The organism is Pseudoalteromonas sp. meg-B1, from assembly GCF_003173795.1.
In the GTDB taxonomy this organism is placed as follows: domain Bacteria; phylum Pseudomonadota; class Gammaproteobacteria; order Enterobacterales; family Alteromonadaceae; genus Pseudoalteromonas; species Pseudoalteromonas undina.
Genome location: NZ_QGQU01000004.1, coordinates 328,398 through 346,911, shown reverse-complemented (window position 1 = coordinate 346,911; position 18,514 = coordinate 328,398). Strand labels below are relative to the sequence as shown.

Annotated in this window: 18 protein-coding genes and 1 riboswitch; of the genes, 12 read left to right on the top strand and 6 right to left on the bottom strand. The window is 39.3% G+C overall.

What is annotated here, in order from left to right; translation table 11 throughout:
- The first annotated feature begins 5 nt into the window (after nucleotides 1–5).
- Both DK924_RS15730 and DK924_RS15725 read left to right on the top strand, forming a co-directional pair.
- Nucleotides 6–455, top strand: a complete 450-nt coding sequence (locus DK924_RS15730; protein WP_258306474.1) for a hypothetical protein — start codon at nucleotides 6–8, stop codon at nucleotides 453–455.
- Nucleotides 448–960 (top strand): hypothetical protein, encoded by a 513-nt coding sequence (locus DK924_RS15725; RefSeq protein WP_109875632.1) that lies wholly within the window; start codon nucleotides 448–450, stop codon nucleotides 958–960. Before DK924_RS15730 ends, DK924_RS15725 begins: the two co-directional genes overlap by 8 nt.
- Nucleotides 961–980: 20 nt before the next feature.
- On the opposite strand, the gene coaD is transcribed toward DK924_RS15725, so the two are convergent.
- A complete protein-coding gene (gene coaD / locus DK924_RS15720; protein WP_024601870.1) occupies nucleotides 981–1,472 on the bottom strand; it encodes a pantetheine-phosphate adenylyltransferase in 492 nt (163 codons plus the stop codon).
- A gap of 177 nt (nucleotides 1,473–1,649) precedes the next feature.
- Between coaD and DK924_RS15715 the strand changes: the two genes are divergently transcribed.
- Nucleotides 1,650–2,303 carry a TetR/AcrR family transcriptional regulator gene (locus tag DK924_RS15715; protein WP_010391043.1) on the top strand — a complete coding sequence of 218 codons (654 nt, stop codon included), beginning with the start codon at nucleotides 1,650–1,652 and terminating at the stop codon, nucleotides 2,301–2,303.
- Nucleotides 2,304–2,403: 100 nt separating this feature from the next.
- On the top strand, nucleotides 2,404–3,861 hold the full coding sequence (gene thiI, locus DK924_RS15710) for a tRNA uracil 4-sulfurtransferase ThiI (protein WP_109875631.1): 1,458 nt from the start codon (nucleotides 2,404–2,406) through the stop codon (nucleotides 3,859–3,861).
- A 26-nt stretch (nucleotides 3,862–3,887) separates the two neighbouring features.
- On the opposite strand, the gene DK924_RS15705 is transcribed toward thiI, so the two are convergent.
- Nucleotides 3,888–4,790: a ketopantoate reductase family protein gene (locus tag DK924_RS15705; protein WP_109875630.1), complete on the bottom strand. Its 903-nt coding sequence runs from the start codon at nucleotides 4,788–4,790 to the stop codon at nucleotides 3,888–3,890.
- Nucleotides 4,783–5,133, bottom strand: coding sequence for a VanZ family protein (locus DK924_RS15700; protein ID WP_008466003.1), 351 nt, complete (start codon nucleotides 5,131–5,133; stop codon nucleotides 4,783–4,785). The genes DK924_RS15705 and DK924_RS15700 overlap by 8 nt, the downstream gene beginning before the upstream one ends.
- Before the next feature lie 151 nt (nucleotides 5,134–5,284).
- Here DK924_RS15700 and DK924_RS15695 point away from each other — a divergent pair, with 151 nt between their 5' ends.
- Both DK924_RS15695 and DK924_RS15690 read left to right on the top strand, forming a co-directional pair.
- Nucleotides 5,285–5,767, top strand: a complete 483-nt coding sequence (locus DK924_RS15695; RefSeq protein ID WP_008466001.1) for a YajQ family cyclic di-GMP-binding protein — start codon at nucleotides 5,285–5,287, stop codon at nucleotides 5,765–5,767.
- A 203-nt stretch (nucleotides 5,768–5,970) separates the two neighbouring features.
- Nucleotides 5,971–6,136, top strand: a riboswitch (cobalamin riboswitch).
- 36 nt (nucleotides 6,137–6,172) lie between these two features.
- Nucleotides 6,173–8,020, top strand: a complete 1,848-nt coding sequence (locus DK924_RS15690) for a TonB-dependent receptor domain-containing protein (protein WP_109875629.1) — start codon at nucleotides 6,173–6,175, stop codon at nucleotides 8,018–8,020.
- 75 nt (nucleotides 8,021–8,095) lie between these two features.
- On the opposite strand, the gene msrA is transcribed toward DK924_RS15690, so the two are convergent.
- The 3 genes from msrA to DK924_RS15675 all read right to left on the bottom strand — a co-directional run bounded on the left by msrA (nucleotide 8,096) and on the right by DK924_RS15675 (nucleotide 12,861).
- A complete protein-coding gene (gene msrA, locus DK924_RS15685) occupies nucleotides 8,096–8,632 on the bottom strand; it encodes a peptide-methionine (S)-S-oxide reductase MsrA (protein ID WP_109875628.1) in 537 nt (178 codons plus the stop codon).
- A gap of 74 nt (nucleotides 8,633–8,706) precedes the next feature.
- Complete coding sequence (locus tag DK924_RS15680; protein ID WP_055011618.1) at nucleotides 8,707–11,805, bottom strand: efflux RND transporter permease subunit; 3,099 nt, start codon at nucleotides 11,803–11,805, stop codon at nucleotides 8,707–8,709.
- Nucleotides 11,806–11,808: 3 nt separating this feature from the next.
- The gene (locus DK924_RS15675) at nucleotides 11,809–12,861 is read right to left on the bottom strand and encodes an efflux RND transporter periplasmic adaptor subunit (protein WP_109875627.1); all 1,053 of its coding nucleotides are present in this window, start codon (nucleotides 12,859–12,861) and stop codon (nucleotides 11,809–11,811) included.
- A 247-nt stretch (nucleotides 12,862–13,108) separates the two neighbouring features.
- On the opposite strand from DK924_RS15675, the gene DK924_RS15670 reads away from it, so the two are divergent.
- From DK924_RS15670 to DK924_RS15645, 6 genes are all read left to right on the top strand, one after another.
- A complete protein-coding gene (locus DK924_RS15670; RefSeq protein ID WP_109875626.1) occupies nucleotides 13,109–13,813 on the top strand; it encodes a DUF2982 domain-containing protein in 705 nt (234 codons plus the stop codon).
- Nucleotides 13,814–13,848: 35 nt separating this feature from the next.
- Nucleotides 13,849–14,181, top strand: a complete 333-nt coding sequence (locus DK924_RS15665) for a hypothetical protein (RefSeq protein ID WP_010391054.1) — start codon at nucleotides 13,849–13,851, stop codon at nucleotides 14,179–14,181.
- A 66-nt stretch (nucleotides 14,182–14,247) separates the two neighbouring features.
- Nucleotides 14,248–15,894 carry a DUF1566 domain-containing protein gene (locus DK924_RS15660; protein WP_109875625.1) on the top strand — a complete coding sequence of 549 codons (1,647 nt, stop codon included), beginning with the start codon at nucleotides 14,248–14,250 and terminating at the stop codon, nucleotides 15,892–15,894.
- Nucleotides 15,895–15,904: 10 nt separating this feature from the next.
- Nucleotides 15,905–16,420 (top strand): DUF1566 domain-containing protein, encoded by a 516-nt coding sequence (locus tag DK924_RS15655; protein ID WP_109875624.1) that lies wholly within the window; start codon nucleotides 15,905–15,907, stop codon nucleotides 16,418–16,420.
- A 153-nt stretch (nucleotides 16,421–16,573) separates the two neighbouring features.
- A complete protein-coding gene (locus DK924_RS15650) occupies nucleotides 16,574–17,491 on the top strand; it encodes an ExeA family protein (RefSeq protein ID WP_010391059.1) in 918 nt (305 codons plus the stop codon).
- 11 nt (nucleotides 17,492–17,502) lie between these two features.
- Nucleotides 17,503–18,510 (top strand): general secretion pathway protein GspB, encoded by a 1,008-nt coding sequence (locus tag DK924_RS15645; RefSeq protein WP_109875623.1) that lies wholly within the window; start codon nucleotides 17,503–17,505, stop codon nucleotides 18,508–18,510.
- The last annotated feature ends 4 nt before the right edge of the window (nucleotides 18,511–18,514 follow it).

Sequence of the window (18,514 nt, the reverse complement as noted above, 5' to 3'; positions counted from 1 at the left end):
TTTTAATGGCTTTTCTGTATTGTTTAGTTAAAAGTATTAATACGCCACATAAATCCTCCCTATATTTAGCTGCAATAATGCTGTGCTCATATGTATTAAGTGATTATTTATATATAGTAAAACATGTTTATCTCAATTGGATGTTTTACGATTTTTTAACTATTGCTTTTATTATTCTTGCGATTAAAAAAGCTTTTGTCACTCCTTCTTTACCTGCATATCTCATCATTATAGGTTTAACTATAAATAGTCTTTTAGTTAGTTTGATTTATTATGATTTATACATTCTTGGAACTATTAAAGAGTGGTGGTTTTGGAGTTTTTACTCTATTTCTATAAATATGATTGATTTATTAATGGTCGCTTCTTTGGTATTAAACCTAGATCCCGTAAATATAAATAGATATACAAAGACAATAACGCTAAAAGATAAAAGCGGAATTTCAAATGAATGACTTCTTGCTCAACCCATATGTATCTCTTTACCTAGGCGCATTTGTTCAATGGGGTTTTTTAATGGCTTTTTTATACTCATTAGTAACGAGTATAAATAAACCCAAAAAAGAGGCCTTATGGCTGTCGCTAATTATGTCAGTTTCATATTCTTCAAGCTTGTTTATTGATATTCAAAATATTTCTTACATGCAACTATTACTTTTTGATCTAATGACTATTTTGGCTATTTTGATTGCAAGTAACTTCTTAAATAAAAACATCATATCTTCTTATCTATTATTAGGGCTAAGCATAAACTCACTGTTATTTTTTGGCATGCATCTAGATGTACTTGTTTTTAGTAACAGCTCACCATGGTGGTTCTGGTCATTTTATTCTTTGGGAATTAATCTTATGGATTTTGTGATGATAGCTATTTTCTTTATCAATAAAGACTTTTTGGGTTTAGTGAGGCTTAAGAACGTTCTGTTTCCAGCAAGAGCGAAGCTACCTAGCGCAATGTAATGATACGCTAGGTGTTGTGTTTAATGCTTGGTTTTCCCCAGCCTAGATTGCAGGGCTTTCATTACTATGGTGTCAACAAACTCACTCACATCACCGTTATGGCGTGCAACTTCCTTTACTAGCGTTGATGATATAAAGGTATTACGCTCAGCAGGTGTTAAAAATACACTTTCTAAATCAGGGTTTAAACGGCGATTCATATTTGCGAGCTGAAACTCGTAATCAAAATCAGAAACCGCTCTTATACCTCTAATCAATACATTTGCGTTATGATCACGAGCCAGATCTGCGAGTAGCCCTGAAAAGCCAATGACTTTTACATTATCTAAATGGCTTAAAATTTCATTTGCTAAATCAACGCGTTCTTCTAAAGTAAAACACGGTTTTTTACTCGGGTTATGAGCAATAGCAACAATAACGGTATCGAACATTTTAGCCGCACGCTGAATTAAATCAGTGTGGCCGTTGGTAAGAGGGTCAAATGTGCCTGGGTAGATTGCGGTCACTTTCATAATATTTACTGTGTTATTATTTTTAGCCGTAGTGTAGCAGTGTTTAGTGTGCAAAGCAGCCTTGTAAGTAAATTGTGAAGAACTTCATGCCTTGATTGTTTTAACGCTGACTATTTGTTTATACTAGTGGATTGTTTTAATGCAGCATCGTATTTTCGAAAATTGAGTAATGAGTATATGAATACCAAGGATAAAATAATTCAAACCAGTATTTCATTGTTTAATGAACATGGTGAAAGAGCAATATCAACTAATCATATTGCATCGAGTTTAGGCATGAGTCCGGGTAATCTGTACTACCACTTTAAAAATAAAGAAGACATTATTCGCCATATATTTGCACTTTATCGCGATCATTTAAGTACTCATTTTAAGCCAGTTGATAAAGGCGACGATGCTTTTGAGCATCTTGGCCCTTATTTAGATTCGCTATTTGAATTAATGTGGCGCTATCATTTTTTTTACGACAACCTTGGTGATATTCTTGCTCGCGATAGCCATTTAAAACAGGGTTACATTGATTTTCAGCAGGAATTACTTGAGCAGGTACGTAACATCATTTTGGCCTTGCGGGATAGTGAAATTATTGCCATTGATGAACAAGATGCCATTGAACTTGCTCATACGCTAAAATTAACGGTTAGCTTTTGGACACCCTATATGAAAGCAAGAAGACTAAGTGGTGTGCTGGTTGAACAAGATATTTACCCTGGCATTGTAAAAGTACTGACTTTATTTAAGGCTTATAGTACAGAAAAAAGCGCAAATAAAATTAATCAGTTAAGAGACAAGTACGCACTTTTAGCAAATGCTGCCCCCCAGAATCCTTAAGCCTGTTGAGTTGGTTAGTTCCTAGGCGTTAAATTTTTTGCTATAATCCGCCGCGCCCAATGCCTGGGTGCGCGAATTCCCGCAGTCTAAGAGTTGAACTATGCTTAAATTTATCGTCAAACTTCACCCTGAAATAGCCATCAAAAGCCGTTCAGTCCGTAAACGCTTTACCAAAGTGTTAGAAAATAACATTAAAATTGTATTGCGTCGTGTTGACGAAAAAGTACAAGTACGTAATAACTGGGATAATATTTCAGTTGTTACAAAACTAGATGATGCTCAAACTCGCCTTGATTTCATTGATAGCTTGCAGCGCATTCCTGGCATCGTACAGTTTATTGAAGTGACCGAAACAGACTTTAAAACCCTTGATGACATCTATCAAAAAACCATTGCGTTAGTTGGTCACACTATTATTGGTAAAACCTTTTGTGTACGTGCTAAGCGCATAGGTCAACATGATTTTACTTCAACTGAATTAGAGCGCTACGTTGGTGGCGGGCTTAATCAACATGTTGAAGGAGCTCGAGTAAAGCTAAGCCGCCCTGAGGTAACAATTCGTTTAGAAATTAAAGACGAAAAAGCCTACATAGTGACGCAAACCCATTTAGGAATGGCGGGCTTTCCACTGCCAACACAAGACGATGTATTATCGCTTATGTCTGGTGGATTTGATTCTGGCGTTGCCAGTTATCAAATGATTCGTAAAGGCGCTCGTACACACTTTTTATTCTTTAACTTAGGTGGTGCTGCCCATGAAATTGGGGTTAAGCAAGCGAGCTATTATCTATGGAAACAATACAGCTCTACACATAAAGTTAAGTTTATTACTGTTGATTTTGAACCGGTTGTTGCGGAAATTTTAGAAAACGTTGAGAACAGCCAAATGGGTGTTGTGCTTAAACGTATGATGATGCGAGCGGGTAGTGCCGTTGCTGAAAAACTAAATATTCAAGCTTTGGTAACGGGTGAAAGTATAGGTCAGGTGTCTAGCCAAACCTTAGCTAACTTAAGTGTTATTGACCGTGTAACCGAAACGCTGATTTTACGCCCTCTTATCCAACATGATAAGCAAGAGATCATTAATATAGCGCGCCAAATAGGCACTGCAGAAATGGCAGAAACGATGCCTGAATACTGTGGTGTGATCTCTAAAAAGCCGACGGTTAAAGCCAAAATTGAAGTCATTAAAGCAGAAGAAGAGAAGTTTGATTTTGACGTATTAGATACCGTTATTGATAACGCCCGTGTTATGGATGTGCGCGATATCGATGTTGAAGCTAAGCAAGAGCTTAAAGAGGCTGAGTCAGTTACAGAGTTACCAGAGGGAGCGGTTGTTGTTGATATTCGCTCACCTGAGGAAGAAGATGCCGCTCCGCTTGAAATTGATGGTATTGAAGTTATTCATTTACCGTTTTTCCGTTTAGCAACTAAGTTTGGTGATTTACCTAAAGATAAAGACTATTACTTATATTGTCAAAAAGGGGTAATGAGCCAGTTACAAGCGCTTATTCTTCACGAAGAAGGCTTTACCACTGTAAAAGTCTATCGTCGTTAATGGCTAAATATTTTAAAAGCGCGGATTTATTCCGCGCTTTTTTTTGCCAAAATTTCAGCGAGTAAAGCGTCGTTATACGGGGTCGCAATATTATGTTGCTTGCCTTGTTCACTAATATAACCACAAATTGCCATGATCTCAGTTTGCCTATTATGCAAAACGTCTTGATGCATAGATGAGTAATTCTCTGCGGTTAAACTCATCACCTTATAGGCGCGCTCGAGGGCATCAATAAGCTTAATATTAAGTTTAAGCGCGGTCGCAGTGTGGCACGCTTCAGTTAATAAATTAATAATTGAGCTATTGAACTGTGGCGCACGCAACTGGCCGTTTTTTATATTGTACAGAGCGGTTAATGGGTTTATAGCAATATTAACCAGTAGCTTTTCAAACCGCAGTTGCTCAATATTGTTGCTGACAATTAATTGCGGAATAGTGTGTAATTGTACACTAAGCTGTTGAATATTTTGCATAGCTAGTTGATTACAGCCCCCTAATACACTTTGCCCATTTCCGGTATGCTGCACAATATTAGGGTTTGATTTGAACCCAGCCATGCTGGTGGTTAAAAAGTACAACGACTGCTGCTTTGTTAACTGTTCATTTAATTGTTCAACATTACCCATGCCATTATGGCTTAATACAATATGAGTACTCTTGCCTAGAAAAGGTTTTACTTGGGCGTAGGCTTGTTGCACTGCAAACGCTTTAACAGTGAATAAAACAATTTTAAATTCAGGAGCTTGAGCTAATTGCTGTTGTGAGATGAAAGTAGCGTTAATTTTTTCCGAAGGAGCATCACCACAGCTATAAAAGCGCGTATTGACTGTGCCCTTTTTGGTAAGAACATAAACTGTGTGATATTTAGCTAAGAAATGACTAAATAACAAGCCTATAGCACCATCACCAACAACGAGTAAGTTAGCCATAATGCTTCTTTTTACGCAGTGTTAATAGGGCTTTAGCTAAAAAATAGCTTGCCGCACCAATAAAATCGGCAACAAAATCGGCCAGTGATGCTTGTCTGTAAGGAAGGCTATCTTGCATAATTTCTATTGCGGCACCATAACCGGCTAACAGTAATATTTGTGCATATAAAGGTAGTTTAAAGGCTTTATCCATAATAATGGCAAGTAAAAAGAAAATACCAAAATGCGCCACTTTATCTACATGCGGAAATAAGTTTGCAGCGCCTTTTACCTCTTTAGCAAATAAGAAGGTAAATGCGACAATACTAATCAAAAAAATAGCTTGGTAAACACGCCTCGTCACGAAGAATCCTAAAATCGTTTAAAAAAGAAGCCTCAGTATATCAAACTAAATTAGTATCGCACCTGAACAAGATGCAGAAAAGTGTAAAGATTTATCATTTTAACGTTATAATTGCCGCATAAAATTAAGATTAGCTAGTTAGGAGAACATCATGCCTTCATTTGATATTGTATCTGAAGTAGAAATGAACGAAGCACAAAACGCGGTTGATAATGCCAATCGTGAATTAGAGACACGATTTGATTTTAGAGGGGTCGACGCCTCAATTGAATTAAACGATAAAACAATTAAATTAAAAGCTGAAGCAGATGCTCAGGTTATGCAGTTGTTTGATATTTTAGCTGGGAAAGTTTCTAAGCGTGGGATGGATGTTGCGAGCCTGGAACTACAAGATATTTCTCGCGCAGGCAAAAATGTTTTTCGTAACGTTGCACTAAAGCAGGGTATCGAAAAAGATATGGCTAAAAAAGTAGTAAAAGCCATTAAAGATTCTAAAGTAAAAGTGCAAGCGGCTATTCAAGGCGAAGAAGTACGCGTAACGGGTAAAAAGCGTGATGACTTACAAGCTGCTATGCAAGTTGTACGCACTGCCGATTTAGGTCAGCCATTTCAGTTTAAAAACTTCCGCGATTAATTTATTGTTTCGAGCTAGGCACTATAGGCGCTTAGTTCAAAGCAACATGTATTTAGCCAAACACGCTATATTGTTTGGCTTTTTTATTTTTGAATCTATGATAATTACCGAACCCCGAACCCCAAAAATCAAATTGTAGATGTTTAGACGTCCGTTGACATTTTTAAGTAAACAGATAACAATAGCAGCCTATTTTCAAGGTGCTTGCTAAACACTTCAAAGGTGTGATTTTTTTAGTAGGATAATCGGGAAGTTGGTGCGTTTTCATTGATGAAGTCAATCCCAACACTGCCCCCGCAACGGTAAAGTTATGCTGTATTTTATTATGGTAACTGAGTCCGGAGACCGGCCTTGATGTAATCTTACTTATTAACATCTTTGCGGTGGGCAGAGATAGGGAACATCATGATAAATAAAACTGCATTGGGTGTGGCTATTTCGGCTGCGCTGTCTTTTTCTGCATCTGCAGAACAAACCATTGAAAGAATAACCGTTACTGCAAATAAATTTGAACAACCTATAAATGATGTATTAGCAAGTGTGGCAGTTGTCGACCGCGCTGACATTGAAAAAGCGAATTACCCAGACTTACCTGCAATATTAAATACCATTGCTGGTATTGATATTGTCCGTAACGGCGGATTAGGTCAAAAAGCAGATATATTTGTTCGCGGTGCTAGCGCTAAATATGCCTTAGTATTGGTTGATGGCGTAAGAGTGAGCGATGCAAGCTCAGGTAGTGTATCGCTAACTAATATTCCAGTTAATAGTATCGAGCGTGTTGAAGTTATTAAAGGTGCCAGAGCGGCTATTTATGGCTCAGACGCGGTAGCCGGAGTGATTAATATTATTACCCGTAAAGCCTCAAATAATATGCTTTCGGCTACTTTGGGCAGTCATAGTTACAGTAATTATCAGCTTGCTGGTGGGCTTGCAAAAGAGGCGCTTAGCTTTAATTATAATCTAGGCTATGAAGAGACAGATGGTTTTGATGTTACTGGCAAAGACCCTGTGGCTGAATACACCAAAGATCACGATGATGATGGCTACAAAAATAAAAACATTGGCTTTAATTTAGCGTATGAACTGGCTGAACTAGGTGAGTTGAGCTTACAGTCTCAGTACAGTGAAGGTGAAGCGCAGTATGATAACGCATGGGGTAACGATGCCTACGATTTTGAAAACTATACCGCTAAGCTAGGCTGGAAAAAAGCCTCAGAAATATATACCCAAAGTACTTCATTGAGTGTATCGCAAGAAGAAAATACTCAAACTGGCACCGATGTTCAGCAAGTGTATAGCACAGAGCGTGTTGAGTTTGAATACCGAGGGCTTTATAGCCTAACGAAAGAGCTTGATTTATCAGGTGGTTTTAATTACTTGTCTGAGGATTTATCAAACTCGTCAGCAACGTCATCAGAAGAAAAACGCGATAACAACGCATTGTTTATAGGCGCGTTTTATAGTCATGAACAATGGTTAGCAAATGCGGTTATCAGAACCGATGATTATGACTTTCACGGCCGTGCAAATACTTACAGTACTGGGCTTGGATATAAAGCGAATCAGTATGTAACGGTACGTTTAAATCATGGCACCGCATTTAGGGCGCCGTCTTTAATTAATGCGTTTGTAACTAACAGCCCATACTACCTACCAAATAATAATATTAAGCCAGAGGAAGCCTTAAACAATGAGTTTGGTGTTACCCTAGAAACTCAATGGGGACGTTATGATATTGCTATTTTCGATAACCGTATCAATAATTTAATTAGTAATAATTATGATGCAGACTCAGGTAAATATATTGCAACTAACATAGATAAAGTATCTATGCAGGGGCTGGAAATGTCGGCTGAGTTTTCAGCGTTAGGCTTTGAACACTCTGTTAATGTTAGTTTTTTAGATGCTACAGATGAAAAGACGAGTACAGATTTACCACGCAGGCCTTCAGAGTCGTTTAATTATCAACTCGCCAAATCATGGGGCGATTTTGATGCCAGTTTAGATATGCAATATCGCTCATCGCGTCCATCAATTGCGTATTATGACTCGGAGCTCGCTGGCTATACGGTATTTAATTTAGCCGCTAATTACCAGTTGCTCGATAATTTGTCGTTAGCTGCTCGAATAGAAAATATCACCGATAAGGAGTATTTTACTGCAGCAACAGGGTTTGCTGCCAGTGGTGAGCTATTAGGTTATAACAGCGCAGGAAGAACTTTCTTTGTGGGAGCAAATTATCAGTTTTAATTATCACTTTTAGTTGCCGAAAAACAAATAGCCCAGCAAATTGCTGGGCTAATTGGTTAGAATTTTAAAGTATTTTTACTCAGTTAAAAACTCGCTAAATTCGGTTTCAAACTTGTGCAATTTTGGCGCAATTAAAATACTACAGTAGCCTTGTTCTGGGTTTTCATTGTAATAGTCTTGATGAAAACTTTCAGCAGGGTAAAAAGTGGTTGCTGGGCTTACCTCTGTTACTATAGGCTCGCTAACATGAGTTTGCAGCTCTGCAATAACGGCCTGTGTTTGCAATTGTTGTTGCTGATCATGGTAATATACAACGCTGCGGTATTGAGTGCCTATATCGTTACCTTGGCGATTTAATTGGGTGGCATCATGCAAAGTAAAAAACATTGCGAGTAAGGTTTCAAAGCTTAAAATGCTGGCGTCAAACTCAACCTTAACCACTTCGGCATGCCCGCTATTGCCTTTGCAAATAGCTTTATAGGTTGGGTTATCAGTATGTCCACCCGTGTAACCAGAACAAACACTGAGTACACCTTTAACACGCCTAAATGCCGCATCAATACACCAAAAACAGCCGCCGCCGAGTGTTGCTACCTGTGTGGTTGAACTCATAAGTACTTCCTCAATTATATGGTTATATGCACCAAAATAGCGCCGTAACTGCTAATTACGACGCTCAGAGTGACTTAGATCTCTTTAAGTGGTTTTTCAGCTGCTTGTTTATCTAGCTTTTGCTGTAAAAACTCTGGTGATTGTGTGTTTCGCGCTAGTGCGTAATAGGCCGCTGGCACTACAAACAGAGTCAGTATGGTGGCAACCGTTACGCCGGTAAATACCACCACACCAATTACCATTCTACTTTCCGAGCCAGGCCCTGAGGCGAGTACCAAAGGTACCGCGCTCATAACTGTGGTTAGGGAGGTCATTATAATAGGACGTAAACGCTGGGTAGCGGCTTGTAAAATAGCTTCACTAAATTCCAACCCTTTATCACGTAACTGATTGGTAAATTCAACAATCAGAATACCGTTTTTAGCGCTTAACCCGATGAGCATCACAATACCAATTTGGCTGTATATATTGAGTGTTAAGCCCATACTCCACAGGCCAAACATAGCACCCATTAGCCCAAGTGGAACGGTGAGCATAATAACAAGCGGATGCATAAAGCTTTCAAACTGAGCAGCGAGCACTAAAAAGGTCACGGTCAATGCCAGCACAAACACGTAGGTCATGGCTGAGGCACCTTCATAAAACAATTGTGACTCACCTTTGTAATCAATGGCGCCATCAATGTCGTTTTCTTCTGCGGCAATATTGTTTAAAAAGTTTAGTGCTTGTTCTAGCGTATAGCCATCAGCTAAGTTGGCACTTAGAGTAATTGCACGCATACGGTTATAGCGGTTTAAACGCGAGGCGGTGGCTTCTTCTTTCAAGCTTATAAGGCTGTCGAGTGGCACCAATTCATTGCTGCGAGATTTAAGGTAAATATTTGAAATATCAGTAGGGTTTGCAAAGTCTTCTTTAGTTCCCTTTAAAATTACATCGTACTCTTCACCGCGGTCAATAAAAGTGGTTACACGGCGTTGGCCAAGCATGGTTTCAAGTGTACGTCCCACATCCGAGACTGATACGCCTAAATCAGCGGCTTTATTTTTATCAATACTGACTAAAAATTGTGGGAAGGTTTCTTTATAATCATGATCAATGCGCACTAACCCAGGGTTTTTCTCTGCACGTTTAATAATTCTATCGCGCCAATCAGCTAGCTGAGCATAATCATTACCTTGTAAAACAAACTCTATCGGTCGCGATGAACCACCACCGCCAATACCACGGCGCATAATTGCAAAAGCACGTACATCGGTGACCTCTTGCATTTTACCGCTTATTTCATCCATGACTTCCCAGGTTGAACGTTTGCGTTTATCCCAATCCGCCATACCAACAATGGCTACACCACCACTGCCACCCCAGCCTGGAACTCGCACTAAAACTCGGCTTAGTTCGCCAGATTCAGAGTAAGGCATTAAGCGCTCTTCTATCTTTGCCATATTAGCGGCATTATTCTCATAGCTAGCGCCTTCAGGGCCATTCATAAGTACAAAAAAGGTACCACGGTCTTCTTTAGGGGTAAGTTCAGACGGTATTTGTAAAAATAGTGAATAACTAACAAACCCAGCCAAAACTAAGCTCAGCATTAAGCCCCATTTACGAGTCATGTTTGACGCTAAAGCGTTACGGTATCCATTTTCTAATTTAGTAAAAAAGCGATCCATTACTTGGCTAAACTTACTTTCTTTTTCAGAAGCTTTTAACACCTTTGAACACAATGCCGGAGAGAGTGTTAATGCAGTAATACTGGAGAAGAACACGGCGGCACTTACTGCCATTGCAAATTCTGTAAATAGTGCGCCTATTCGTCCTTCCATAAACACCAATGGTACAAACACAGAGATCAGCACTAGGGTGGTGGCTATAATTGCAAAGCCTACCTCACGAGCGCCGCGATAAGCTGCCAATAAAGGCGGCTCCCCAAGTTCTATGCGGCGGTGAATATTCTCTAGCATTACAATGGCATCATCTACCACTAAGCCTATTGCTAATACTAGTGCCAGTAGAGTTAATAAGTTAATTGAATAACCCATTGCTAATAAAAACATAAAACTACCGACTAAGGCGACCGGTACGGTGACCGCAGGAATAAGTGTGGCGCGAATATTACCTAAAAATATAAAGATAATAAGCACTACTAACCCCATAGAAATTGCTAAAGTTTTATAAACCTCATTAATTGATTCTTTGATAAATACTGAAGAGTCGTAACTGTCTTCTATAGTAGTGCCTTCAGGTAAATTACGTTTTATTTTTTCTAGTTCACTGCGGGCGTTATCAACTACTGTAAGGGTATTTGCTTTGGCTTGTTTAACAATACCCATACCAATCATATTACGGCCATTTCCGCGAAATAAGCTTTCATCATCGGCGGCTTCTAATTTTACGTCAGCCACTTCGCCTAGACGTACTAAATAACCATCTTCACCTCGCTTAATGACAAGGTTTTGAAAATCACGTTGGTTTTTATAGCTGCGTGCAGTGCGCACAGTAAAATCACGGTCTACCGATTCAATTTCACCCGCCGGAAGCTCTACATTTTCACTGCGAAGTGTTTGCTCTATATCACTAGAGGTAATGCCACGAGCTGCCATCGCTTGGCGGTTAAGCCATACTTTCATAGCATACTTTCGCTCTCCCCCAATACGCACATTTGATACACCATCAACAACGGCTAAACGGTCGACAATAAAACGCTGTGCATAATCAGAAAGCTGCAATGAATCCATGGTTTCACTATTAAGTACAAACCACGCGATAGGGCTTTCGTCACTATTTGATTTTGATACTTCAGGAGGGCGTACTTGCTCTGGTAGGCTGTCTAATGCCCGTGCAACACGTTCACGTACATCGTTAGAGGCATCGTCTATGTCGCGGTTAATATTAAACTCAATGGTAATGTTTGAGCGGCCATTACGACTCGATGAGTTAATACTTTTAATACCCTCAATCCCCGAAATACGGTTTTCGATAACTTGGGTTATTTTTGTTTCAATAATTTCAGCAGATGCACCGGTATATTCAGTACTAATATTTACAATCGGTGTTTCAATATCTGGATACTCACGCAAAGGCAGCATACTAAAAGCAACTAAGCCAAAAGTGAGTAACAGTAAGTTAATAACAATCGCAAAAACGGGGCGTTTGACGCTAGTATCGGTAATTTTCACGTGTTACCCCTTAACGCTTACTTTGCTACCAGAGCGGATTTTGATTATTCCCTCGGTAACAATCTGCTCGCCGTTCTTTAACCCCTTGTCTATTGCAACCCAGCCATTGTTTCTACTTGCAACATGTACCTCTATGCGATTAGCTATGCCATCTTCAATTTGAAAAACATAGTGTTTATCTTGCAGAGGAATAATTGCTTTTTCAGGCACCATGAGCGCTTGATTGCTGCTTAGCTCTAGTGCAGTTTTAAGTAGCATACCAGGGCGAAGTAAACCCGATTTATTAGCAAAACTAGCTGTTACTTCTACACTGCGAGTGATTGAATCAATACGTGAGCTTATATGGGTTACTTTACCGGTGAAGGTTTGATCAGGGTAAGCATCGTTTTGAGTGCGAACCGTCATTCCATTTTTCAGTTGAGCTAAATACTTTTCAGGCACTTTAAAATCAACTTTTATGATACTGATATCATCTAAGGTTGTAATTATCGTACTGTTACTAATATAAGCGCCTACCGATATTTCGCGTTTACCGAGTAACCCAGAAAAAGGCGCGGTAATAGCCATTTCATTGAGTTTAGTTTTGGCACTTTCAAGTTGAGCTTCGCTGGCATCAACACGGGCTAACTGTTCTTCAAGTAACGACTTGGCAGTCGCTTGTGAGCGAGAAAGTTCGGTAAGCCTAGCTAATTGGCGTTTTTCTTCTTGTAAATTAATGCTAAGTTCTTTTACTGCAAATTGTTCTTGTTGGTTTTGCAGTTGCACTAATTTTTGTCCTTTGCTGACCAAGTCGCCGTCTTCAAAGTAAATGCTGGTGACATAATCGTTTTGTGCGCTTTTAATGTAAATAGCCTGATTAGCACGGGCACTGCCAATGGCTTCAATCATAATGGCATTTTCTTGCGACTCGACAGTGTGCGCAGAGACTTGTGTTGTCATTGCCGAGTAATCAGCTTGCTCGCCCTGTGATGCGGGCAAATATAAATAAACGCTAAAAATTATTAGTACCGAAATAATAAATGGAAATAGGGCTTTGCCGGATTGTTTAGAGTGCATTGTTTTCATACCTGAAAATAGATTATAAGTATTGTACGAAATCAGGACAAAAAAAGGCGGTTATGTATCTCATTAATTTGTGCGTTAGGCGTAAAAATAACTGATACTTAGTCATTGCGCTTATTTAACAGTAATAATAGGAGTTAATTGATGAACTTCAAAACATCATGCAAACGCTGTTTAACACTGAGAAAGTTAGTATTGTGGGCTATTATTATGTTTATATTTTATATGGCGTTTTTTCAGTATGGCTAATATAAAAAAACACACACTTAAATACCGAGCGCAAGGCGCTAAAAATGGGATTGAAATACTGGTTGTAGGTAGCATTGGTTTAATCTTTATCATGCTATTTAATTTATTGCGTCCAGGTGAAATCAGTATTATTGAAATTTTTTTAGTAAGTTTATGTATTGCAGCAATTTTAATTGGATTTTTTAAAACACAAGAACCTTTTTATAGTATTATTTTAACTGAGCAGCAATTAACATATCAGCATAAGTACGGGCAATGGGATTTACACCAAGAAAATCTCCACCATTGCGGTATTCCTAAAGTTGATAACGGTATTGATCATCTTGAGCTTAACGCGATTGGTATTAAGTTAAATGATATAGATACATTTTTAGCTGCTTTAGCACCAAGAATTGCGGGTAAATTACTAATAGAACAGCGGCACTTATTTATGCAAGTTGTTCAAAAAAATTGCAAAAATGGGCATTGCCCATCAGAATGGTTAGTTGAAGATAATAAATTTAGGTCAAAAAAAGGAATTGACTATAATGGGCTTATAGCGATGTTTGCTAATAGGGCTAAGCATCTTCAGCTTTTAACAGGGTATGACTTACTGTTACCCCCCAGTGTAATAGAAAGTGATATTTGGGAATTTTGCGCAAATTTAAATAAATGGAAGCGTGATCCCTCTCAGTTTATCAAGTCGCAGTGTGAATAATAATATAAGCACTCACTGCGGGATTAGGAATAACTATGAGCCAAGACAGATCTTTTATTAAAAGTGGTCGAAACACCATAATTCATAAAGATAGAAAACTAGATTTAGTGATTGTTAATGGTGAGGAACATCCTCGAATTAAAGTAACAGCGAATGGTCTAGAACCATTTAAAGAAGAGCTGCCAAAAAACCGCCGTGATGCAAAAGAGCGCTACTTAGATATGGTTTATATCGCAAGTCCAGATGTATTTAGCGAGGAAAAACAGTTGTTGTTTATTCAATCCTTAGATGGCCGCGAATATAAAGTAGATTACAGTAAAGTTGGCACTAAATTATTTGTTCGTATTCATCAAGATAGCTATTTATAACTCATAATGGCACTTTTTTTGCTTCACAGTCTTATTAGATAATTATAAGACACAAAGGTGCTTAGTATGAAAGCAATTTCGTTAATACCACTTATGGCATGCTTGCTTTTGGCTGCATGTGGAGGGGGAGGCGGTGCTGATAACAGTGATATTAAAACGTCAGTATTTGCAGGTAACGATCTCCAAGTTGTAGAAAAATCAGAGTTTACTATTTCTGCAAAAGGCTCTCCTGCAGATGGTACTTTTACTTGGCAGCGTGTAAGCGGTCCTCTTATAGATGTGTTTCCGCTTGAAGGGGCTGAACAAACCATCACTGCACCGGATGTAAAATCTGATAGTGAATTGGTCTTAAGAGTAAGCTATCAAACGCCAGATGGTAGTTTAGTGAATGACGACTTGAGTGTTTTCATTGCCTCTAATAATCAGCTTCCTCTTGCTGTTGTTACTCAAGTTGCTCCTGCAAACTTACCCTCAGTTTATAAAGATACTGTAACTCTTAGTGGTTTAACCTCCGCAGACCCCGATGAAAATGGCGAAATTAGTAGTTACTTGTGGCAATTATTATCTGGGCCTGATTTAACAATTGATAGCTATACCAATCCAACGCTTAGTTTTCCTCATCCATTATTAGAAAATAACACCAACTTAAAATGGCAACTCACCGTAACTGATGATGAGGGCGGAGTATCTGCATCACAATTTGATATGACCCTTAATAAAACAGCCCAAGTGATTATTGCCGATGCGGGTGCAGACCAAACAGTAGAAGAGTTTGATAAGGTTATTTTAGATGCGACGGCAAGCGAAGCGGCAACTCAGACTTACCAATGTAAGTGGCAACAACTTACCGGAAATACCGAAGCTCTTCTTGAACCACAGTCATGTACTGCCAGCTTTTTTGCCTCTGATATTGATTTAAATGCAACCCTTAGCTTTGAAGTACAAGTTATGGACTTAAAAGGGCGCACCGACACAGATACCGTATTTATTGATGTAACACCCAAAGCGCTTGGGTTAATAAACGATACCGGAGTAGGTGAGTGTTATAATAATACTCAACGTATTAATTGTAATAATGATGAGTTTCCAGCTCAAGATGCTGATCTTGGGCGTGATAGTTTTGCCAATCGTTTAGGTAAAGTGGGTAAAGGGAATTTGGCTTTTGATTACACAAAACTTAATGAGTTTGCCGATGAGCTTCTTGATGATGCGTCGAACTTTAGCTGTATTCGCGATAATACTACCGGCCTTGTTTGGGAAGTGAAAAGTCCTTATTCCGGCGTGTTACCAAATACCTCACTGCGTGATGGACAAAACCGCTATATTTGGCAAGGGACTGTCAATAGTGGCGATGTAACGGGTAGTGCTAATACTACGTGCCCGAGCGATACTGATTGTGGATTACAAACCTATATTGATGAGGTTAACGCGCTTGATTTTTGTGGCGGCAGTAATTGGCGTTTACCTACTTATACTGAGCTGTTAGGTTTAATCGACTACGGTAAACAAGGGCAAAATGTATTGATAGATACTGCATTTTTTCCTAATACACCATCGACTAATAGTGTCGGGCATTTACGCTACTGGACCTCACAGACCGCGGTTGATGGTGCCAGTTTATCTCAGGCTTACACTATCGATATGATGGATGGCAATGATTTAGCCTATCCAAAAGATAATACCGCTTACGTGCGCTTAGTTAGAAATCGTTAAGGTGATTATTATGAAATTAATTAAAGTCTCTATGTTATTAGCCTTGGGGTTGAGCCAGTCACTTGCAGCGCAGCAGTGTTATGAAGAGGTAGCGACTAGCGATGATACCGACCGATTTGTGATTAATATTGATGGCACTGTGTCAGATACTAAAACAGGGCTAATGTGGCAGCGCTGTAATTATGGTCAAGTTTATAATAGCGAAACAACTAGCTGCGATGGTGATACTCAACCATTAAATTGGCAAGCTTCACTCAAAGGGGCATTTAACGACACTTCGGCAGGTTATAACGACTGGCAAGTACCAAGTATTAAAGAGTTAGCCAGTATAGTTGATCACCGCTGTACCGATCCAAGTATTAATGCGGGTATTTTTTTAGCAACGCAGTCGCAAAATTATTGGTCTAATACCTCGGGTATTAGCAATATAAATTCGGCATGGGTTTATCAATTTTCCAGTGGTTTAAATAGCTTACATGCTAAAACAAGTAACGTATATTTACGCCTAGTACGCTATGAGAAGTAGTTAATTAATGTATTAGCGAATCTAAAAATGCGCTTTTATTTACGGTTAGCCTTTTTATTTACACTATTTTAATAATAAAGCCTGGTTGTAGTTGTCACCCAGGCTATTTTTTTGCCATTATAGGCCGTGAATTAACGACCAAGGACTATAAAGGTGTATTTAAGCTATTTTGGTTTACAAGAAAAGCCATTTTCAATTTCGCCTAATCCCCACTACTTATTTTTAAGTGAACGCCACAAAGAAGCATTAGCACACCTTACCTATGGGTTAGGTGAAGACGGCGGCTTTGTGCTGTTAACAGGTGAAGTGGGTACGGGTAAAACCACCATAACGCGTAGTATGTTAGAGCGACTGCCTGAAAATACCCAAGTAGCCATGATCCATAATCCTGCGTTATCAGAGCTTGAACTGTTAGCCAGTATTTGCGATGAATTACAAATAACGTACGACGCCAAAAATGCAACGCTGAAAAGTCTAACGGATGTCATTAAAAAGCACCTTGAGTTTAATAATAAAGCGGGGGGGCATACTATTTTGATTATTGATGAAGCACAGTTACTTGCCCCTGATGTGCTAGAACAACTTCGCTTATTAACCAATATTGAAACTGATCATAAAAAGTTATTACAAATAGTATTAGTAGGGCAGCCTGAGTTACAGGTACTTCTAAAGCGAAATGAGTTAAGGCAACTGGCACAGCGTATTACTGCCAGATATCACTTGTTAGCACTAACACCAGGGCAAACCATTGCTTATATTCAACATCGGCTGCATATTGCAGGTTGTGACAAGAAAATATTTTCAATGGAAGCAATGCAAATGGTGCATCAGCTCACAGGCGGTGTGCCACGATTAATGAATCTGGTATGTGAACGCGCATTAGTAGGGGCATTTTCGAAACAACAAGAAATTGTTGGCAGTGATATTGTTAAGCAAGCGGCGAGTGAATCTTTACCTATCGACTTTATTGTTACAAATAAGAAGGTGAGTAAAGCAGGTTCGATTTGGCCTTATAGCGCTGCTGCGTTAATGCTTTTTGGTGCAGGAATTGGCCTGTCTTTTATTTTTTAGTTAGGTGATTCATGTCTTATTTATTAGATGCGTTAAAGCAATCAAAGCACGATACCATGAGCGCTGAGCAATATGACTTGCAAGCGCAACAATTAAAACAACAACGCCAGTTGATGACCTATCGTCGAATTAGTTTTTTACTCGCAGGAAGTTTATTGGCAACGAGTATATTGGGCAGTGGCTTCTTTGTCGGCAAGTGGGCGCAACAAGAAAACGTAACCGTTAAAAATGAGCCTGTTCAAAATGACCTTAGTCAAAAAGAGTCAGGGGTTGTAGAAAAACCAACAAGCGCAGAAGAGGTACAAAGAACGGTTGCTCAAACAGTAACAACCCCTCAAGTGCCCATTGTAACAGCTGCGCCTAACAATTCTGTGCCGCTGGCAGGGCAGTTGGTTTATGTACAAACCCCAACGGGTGTGCAGCAAATGTTGCTGACGCCACAAGGACAATATTTACCTATGAGCGTTAATCAAGCGTCTCAAGGGCAAACGCAAAATTTCTCGACGCAGAATAACGCTTCATCTAGTTTTCAATCACCGAGCAGCCAACCGCAAAGTGTACCAACTCAACCGGCGAAAAGAACAATCACTGCAGATGAGTTGAGTAAATACAAGGTGTTAGGTAAACCACTTAACCAAAATGTGCCTGCGCAGCCAGAGTTAAATGATGAACTCGATACGGTTCCCGACACGCTGAGAAATGCGTTTGCGCAAGCCGTTAATAGCACAGAAACAACAGCTGACTATGAAGTAACTCAAGGCTCTCGCCTTTCATCACGAGTACAGCCTGTTGAGCTACTTCCTGATGGCTTACAAAGTATGTTACCAAGCATTAAATATCAGGCGCACATTTATTCTTCAGCGGCGGATAAACGCTGGATAAAGCTCAATGGCAGAGAGCTATATGAAGGGGAGTCTATTGGTGCGTTGAAGGTGTTAGAAATAGCGCCAGATCAGAGCGTACTTGATTTTGACGGTTATGAATTTAGCTTAAAAGCCCTGCAAGATTGGCCACAATAGTGGC

Bases quoted from the DNA above. Each gene is read 5' to 3' on its own strand.
- DK924_RS15695 (WP_008466001.1), top strand. From the start codon at position 5,285: ATGCCTTCATTTGATATTGTATCTGAAGTAGAAATGAACGAAGCACAA.
- DK924_RS15645 (WP_109875623.1), top strand. From the start codon at position 17,503: ATGTCTTATTTATTAGATGCGTTAAAGCAATCAAAGCACGATACCATG.
- thiI (WP_109875631.1), top strand. From the start codon at position 2,404: ATGCTTAAATTTATCGTCAAACTTCACCCTGAAATAGCCATCAAAAGC.
- msrA (WP_109875628.1), bottom strand. From the start codon at position 8,632: ATGAGTTCAACCACACAGGTAGCAACACTCGGCGGCGGCTGTTTTTGG.
- DK924_RS15725 (WP_109875632.1), top strand. From the start codon at position 448: ATGAATGACTTCTTGCTCAACCCATATGTATCTCTTTACCTAGGCGCA.
- DK924_RS15705 (WP_109875630.1), bottom strand. From the start codon at position 4,790: ATGGCTAACTTACTCGTTGTTGGTGATGGTGCTATAGGCTTGTTATTT.
- DK924_RS15675 (WP_109875627.1), bottom strand. From the start codon at position 12,861: ATGCACTCTAAACAATCCGGCAAAGCCCTATTTCCATTTATTATTTCG.
- DK924_RS15655 (WP_109875624.1), top strand. From the start codon at position 15,905: ATGAAATTAATTAAAGTCTCTATGTTATTAGCCTTGGGGTTGAGCCAG.
- DK924_RS15730 (WP_258306474.1), top strand. From the start codon at position 6: ATGGCTTTTCTGTATTGTTTAGTTAAAAGTATTAATACGCCACATAAA.
- DK924_RS15690 (WP_109875629.1), top strand. From the start codon at position 6,173: ATGATAAATAAAACTGCATTGGGTGTGGCTATTTCGGCTGCGCTGTCT.
- DK924_RS15715 (WP_010391043.1), top strand. From the start codon at position 1,650: ATGAATACCAAGGATAAAATAATTCAAACCAGTATTTCATTGTTTAAT.
- DK924_RS15670 (WP_109875626.1), top strand. From the start codon at position 13,109: ATGGCTAATATAAAAAAACACACACTTAAATACCGAGCGCAAGGCGCT.
- DK924_RS15665 (WP_010391054.1), top strand. From the start codon at position 13,849: ATGAGCCAAGACAGATCTTTTATTAAAAGTGGTCGAAACACCATAATT.
- coaD (WP_024601870.1), bottom strand. From the start codon at position 1,472: ATGAAAGTGACCGCAATCTACCCAGGCACATTTGACCCTCTTACCAAC.
- DK924_RS15660 (WP_109875625.1), top strand. From the start codon at position 14,248: ATGAAAGCAATTTCGTTAATACCACTTATGGCATGCTTGCTTTTGGCT.